5 protein-coding genes are annotated in these 5,405 nt (G+C 35.5%); 2 read left to right on the top strand and 3 right to left on the bottom strand.

Features of this window, described 5'->3' with window-relative positions; genetic code table 11:
* On the top strand, nucleotides 1-833 hold an 833-nt coding region (locus tag GX311_03200; protein NLK15383.1), incomplete at its 5' end, for a T9SS type A sorting domain-containing protein.
* A gap of 666 nt (nucleotides 834-1,499) precedes the next feature.
* Nucleotides 1,500-1,997, top strand: coding sequence for a T9SS type A sorting domain-containing protein (locus GX311_03195; GenBank protein NLK15382.1), 498 nt, complete (start codon nucleotides 1,500-1,502; stop codon nucleotides 1,995-1,997).
* A gap of 56 nt (nucleotides 1,998-2,053) precedes the next feature.
* Here GX311_03195 and GX311_03190 read toward each other — a convergent pair whose 3' ends face one another.
* From GX311_03190 to dnaK, 3 genes are all read right to left on the bottom strand, one after another.
* A complete protein-coding gene (locus GX311_03190; protein NLK15381.1) occupies nucleotides 2,054-2,590 on the bottom strand; it encodes a nitroreductase in 537 nt (178 codons plus the stop codon).
* A gap of 8 nt (nucleotides 2,591-2,598) precedes the next feature.
* A complete protein-coding gene (locus GX311_03185) occupies nucleotides 2,599-3,072 on the bottom strand; it encodes a methylglyoxal synthase (GenBank protein NLK15380.1) in 474 nt (157 codons plus the stop codon).
* Nucleotides 3,073-3,354: 282 nt separating this feature from the next.
* On the bottom strand, nucleotides 3,355-5,253 hold the full coding sequence (dnaK, locus tag GX311_03180) for a molecular chaperone DnaK (protein NLK15379.1): 1,899 nt from the start codon (nucleotides 5,251-5,253) through the stop codon (nucleotides 3,355-3,357).
* Between the last annotated feature and the right edge of the window lie 152 nt (nucleotides 5,254-5,405).

Genomic DNA, 5,405 nt, shown 5'->3' with positions numbered 1-5,405 from the left:
ATGATATGACAACTATTACCGTTACTGATGCAAAAACAAAAAGAGTCCTTGACGTTGTAAGACCTGGAGCAGTAGTTGACGAGAACGCACGTATCGGAGAATTTACTTCTGATCAGATATCTGTTGTTTCTATACCCGAAATTGGTGACTATTACAATGGTACACCAAGCCAAACAAGAGCATTTAACGGATATACGGTATATTTGGACGGTGAAGAAGTAGCTTCAGACATTATGGAAACAACCTACAGATTTGAAAATGTTGGAGGGGGTTATCATACAGCTGGAGTTAAAGCAGTTTACACATCTGGTGAGTCTGAAGTGGCAGAGATGTCTTTTTATCTTCCACCGTACTGGTATGTAAACTTCACTGTTAAAAGAGAAAGTGACGGCACCCCTATTGAAGGTGCTAATGTTTTTGTTAATAACAGAACGTTGACAACCGATGCTTCGGGTGAAGCTACAATCTGGTTGTTTAACGGGGAGTATAACTATACTGTATCAAAATCAGGATACTCTGATTTTGAGGGTTCGTTTGTGGTAAACGGTGCTGATTTAACGATTCCTGTAAATATGATTACTGGAATAGATGGTTTTGCGAATAGTTTTGTTCGACTATATCCAAATCCTGCTGAAAGAGTATTGACAATAGAACGTAGTAATAGTGATGAAGCTGTTATTGAGCTATACAATGTTAGTGGAGCATTAATCAGTACAACAAAAACCGAAAATAGCACAACCACTTTGGATATTGGAATGCTAAATTCGGGTTCTTATTTTATAAGAATAATAGAAACTAACAATACAACAATACATAGATTTATTAAGCAATAATTTAATGTATTATTATAAGTATAGGAGCTGTCTCGTTTTTCGAGATAGCTCCTTTTTGTATATAGACCATATCGCTCTAATGAGTTTAATAATAATTTTAAGCAAAAAAAGATAATATTATGCATAGCAATTTACCTGTTTTTTTTAGTATGATAAATCTTCCAAATCTTCGATTTAACAGATAATTAAAAAACTTAACAAATCATTAACACACAGCGTATCAACGTGAGTTGAATGTATGTCGTTAATAATCAGTTTCTTATATTAGCGTTGCGGAAATTACGGATAACGCTTTCCGTAAAAATACGGATAGATTTGTAAGAATTTTTTCCTTATTTTGCTAAAAAGGAATATTATATAAATACTGAAAATTTATTAAAAACAAATAATCATTAAAACTTTAGTCTTATGAAAAAGAGTTTATTACGGCATTGAGTATGCTACACTAACCCCTGTGTTAGTTGAAGCTATAAAAGAGCAAAATGAGACTATTAAGAAACTTGAGGAGAAAATTGAGATGTTTGAGAAGTTGTTAAAAGAGTCATTAAAATAAAAATAACAAATTGTTAACATTTTAATAATTATAATTTGTTTGATTTTAATATTGTTTACCTATATTTGTTAATTAAATATTTTGTAAGATATCAACTAAAAACAGATAATATTATGAAGAGGCTATACACTTTACTATCAATGTTGTTTGTTGTCGGTTTTTTAAATGCGCAGACAATCACACACTCAGTAGTTGCTGCTGCGGGAGCAAGTCATACCAATACAGAGACTGGATACTCCATGAGTTGGACACTTGGTGAGCCTGTTATTGGAACTTTAGTTTCCAGCGACAACACGATTATTATTACCCAAGGATTTCAACAAGGTCCTTTAGGAATTGTTTCTATTAATGCTATTGAGTTTACATCTGAAATTATGGTGTATCCAAACCCTGCTACTAGTCTTGTAAATATCAAGGTAGATGGTTTAAGTAGTGGTTCCTTGAACCTTGAAATAATAGATATTCACGGACGAATTCGTGCAACGCGTCAAGGGATTATGAACGATGATATTGTAACCATAAACACTGATAATTTAAACCCAGGGGTTTATATGTTGACATTCTTTTCAGAAGGAAGAACTGTTAAGACTGTACGTTTGGTAAAACAGTAGTTAGTGTTATATTTATAATACGTAAAAGCCGTGTTTTAATAGCACGGCTTTTTTGTTTATTTATAGCTGTTATAGCTCACAATCTTAGTTTTATCTTTTCTGATTTTTTCACGTATCTCTGAATCTGGATAACCTATTGTTATAATTAGTTGAGGGCGTTTTCCAGTTGGAATATTTAGTAACTTTTTTACTCTCTTTTCATTAAACCATCCAATAAAGCATGTGCCAAGTCCTTCGTATGCAGCTTGTAGAGATATATGCGAAGCGGCTATGCCAATATCCATAATTGGGAAATGGCGACGTTTAATTACGCTTCCCACGTTGCTACTTATATTTGCGCTCTCTTCAACAATTACTATATGTACAGGTGCTTGTTTTGTCCAGTGGTTCATGCCTAACAGCTTGGCAGATGTTGCATCGGCAATCTGGTTCTTTAGTTCTGGGTCATCAACCACAATAAATTTCCATGGTTGTGCATTACAAGCCGAAGGAGCAAGTCTGGCAGCTTCTAATATCCGTTCTATTTTTTCCGGCTCTACAGGAGTATCTTTATATGCACGTTGAGACTGTCTTTTTTTAAATAATTCAAGCATATATCTGTTTATTTTATATCAATTTTCCTATTTATATAGCTTCCGTAATCTTTTATTATGGGTTTATAATTTGAATCTATAAGCATAGAGCTTATTAAAAAGTCGGCAGTTGACCTATTAACGGCTGTTGGGATATTGTAGAGTGTGGCAAGTCGTAATAGAGCCTTAACATCAACATCGTGTGGTTGTGCAGTCATAGGGTCCCATAAAAATATCAGCATATCAACTCTTCCCTCACAAATTAAAGCACCCAGTTGTTGGTCACCACCTAGTGGACCCGATTTAAGACGTGTTATTGATATTTTTGCATCTGATTCATCATCCATCTTTTTTGAAAGTGTTTCATTCACCAACTTTCCGGTAGTTCCAGTGCAAATAAGTTCATATTTTATTAGTTTATTCCAATTCCACTCTACCCATTCAACCATATCAGCTTTACGGTTGTCGTGGGCAACAAGGGCAATTTTTTTAATTTTTGTCATTAAGAATTTCTTTTTTATACGTTTAATTTATACACAAAAGTAAAGAGATATTTCAAACATTCCTACAGATAGCCTTAACTTAACTTTTTTGTAATTTATATATATATTGAGTGTCAGTTATTTATTTCCGTTTGTTACAAATTTGCAACAAATACAAATGTCGAAAAAGGCGGAGCATGCTCCGCCTATGTAATATTTTGATTTTAAGCATATTGACCGTTAACTCTACATCACAAATAGTCAATTACTCATTGTTAATTGTTCATTGCACATTGATAATTGCTACTTAACTTCTTCAAAATCAACATCAGTAACCTCTTCCTTCTGATCCGATTGTGGTTGACCTTGTGCTCCGTCATTATCTTGAGCTTGCTGTGCATTTTGAGCATTATACATATCTTGTGATGCAGCTTGGAATGCTGTATTTAACTCAGCCATTGTACTATCTATTGCCGATAAGTCTTGGTTTTTATGTGCTTCTTTAAGTTTTTCTAATGCTTCAGTAATTGGTTTGCGTTTTGCATCGGGGATCTTATCGCCGAATTCTTTCAGCTGTTTCTCGGTTTGGAAGATCATACTATCAGCTTGATTTAGTTTATCAATACGATCTTTCTCTTGCTTGTCAGCTTCAGCATTTGCTTCAGCTTCTTGTTTCATGCGTTTGATTTCATCATCTGTAAGTCCTGATGAGGCTTCAATCCTGATACTTTGTGTTTTACCAGTACCTTTATCTTTAGCTGATACGTTTAAAATTCCGTTTGCATCAATATCGAATGTAACTTCAATCTGAGGGATTCCGCGTGGTGCAGGGGGCAAATTATCTAAGATAAATCTACCAATAGTTTTGTTTCCGTTAGCCATTGGGCGCTCACCTTGCAATACGTGTATCTCTACAGATGGCTGGTTGTCGGCAGCTGTTGTAAAAGTTTCAGATTTTTTTGTCGGAATTGTAGTGTTTGACTCAATCAATTTTGTCATTACTCCGCCAAGGGTTTCAATACCTAGTGACAACGGAGTAACGTCTAACAACAACACATCTTTTACCTCTCCGGTTAAAACTCCACCCTGAATAGCAGCACCTAGTGCCACAACTTCGTCTGGGTTAACACCTTTTGAAGGGGCTTTGCCGAAAAACTCTTCAACAATTTTTTGAATTGCAGGAACACGTGTTGAGCCTCCAACCAAGATAACTTCGTCAATATCAGATTTATCAATACCTGCATCGCTTAATGCTTTGCGACAAGGCTCAATAGTTTTACGAATTAAATCATCGTTTAATTGCTCAAATTTAGCTCGTGTCAGAGTTTTAACAAGGTGTTTGGGCACACCGTCAACTGCAGTTACGTATGGCAGGTTGATTTCGGTTGTGGTTGCGCTCGATAGCTCTATTTTAGCTTTCTCGGCAGCCTCTTTTAAACGTTGCTTAGCCATTGGATCTTTACGTAAATCAATGCCTTCGTCGCTTTTAAACTCATCGGCTAACCAGTCAATGACTCTTTGGTCGAAATCATCTCCACCTAAATGTGTGTCGCCGTTTGTCGATTTAACTTCAAATACGCCATCACCTAATTCGAGAATTGAAATATCGAATGTTCCACCACCAAGGTCGTAAACAGCTACTTTAATGTCACGAGTCTGTTTATCAAGACCATACGCTAATGCAGCAGCTGTAGGCTCGTTAATGATTCTGCGAACTTTTAACCCTGCAATTTCGCCAGCCTCTTTAGTAGCTTGTCTTTGTGAGTCGTTAAAGTAAGCAGGAACTGTAATAACAGCCTCTGATACATCTGTGCCAAGATAATCTTCAGCAGTTTTTTTCATTTTCTGCAATATAATGGCACTAATTTCTTGTGGTGTGTAAGTACGATCGTCAATTTGAACACGTGGGGTATTGTTATCGCCCTTAACAGTTTTATATGGATATCTCTTAATTTCTTCTGCAAGTTTGTCAAACGATTCTCCCATGAATCTTTTTATTGACGATATAGTTTTCTCTGGATTAGTGATTGCCTGACGTTTTGCAGGATCACCAATTCTTCTCTCCCCGTTTGGCATAAAAGCCACTACAGATGGGGTTGTGCGTTTTCCTTCGCTGTTAGGGATTATTACAGGTTCGTTACCTTCCATAACGGAAACACACGAGTTTGTTGTCCCTAAGTCAATTCCAATAATTTTTCCCATATCACTATACTTTAATTTTAATTACTTGTTATTTGTTAATTTCTTATTTCTGATTGCTGTTATTGCAACCATTATGCCATGCCGTATTTTGTTGTTAAATTATGTTTTTATGGCAGTTTTATTCATGTTTTACATGTTATATTTTGATTTTT

It is taken from the genome of Bacteroidales bacterium (assembly GCA_012519055.1).
In the GTDB taxonomy this organism is placed as follows: domain Bacteria; phylum Bacteroidota; class Bacteroidia; order Bacteroidales; family Salinivirgaceae; genus JAAYQU01.
Note: the sequence above shows the minus strand (reverse complement) of the source record. Positions and strands in the feature narration are given on the sequence as shown.

What these genes read in the sequence shown, in the direction of transcription:
- dnaK (NLK15379.1), bottom strand. Translation starts at nt 5,253, where the DNA reads ATGGGAAAAATTATTGGAATTGACTTAGGGACAACAAACTCGTGTGTT.
- GX311_03195 (NLK15382.1), top strand. Translation starts at nt 1,500, where the DNA reads ATGAAGAGGCTATACACTTTACTATCAATGTTGTTTGTTGTCGGTTTT.
- GX311_03190 (NLK15381.1), bottom strand. Translation starts at nt 2,590, where the DNA reads ATGCTTGAATTATTTAAAAAAAGACAGTCTCAACGTGCATATAAAGAT.
- GX311_03185 (NLK15380.1), bottom strand. Translation starts at nt 3,072, where the DNA reads ATGACAAAAATTAAAAAAATTGCCCTTGTTGCCCACGACAACCGTAAA.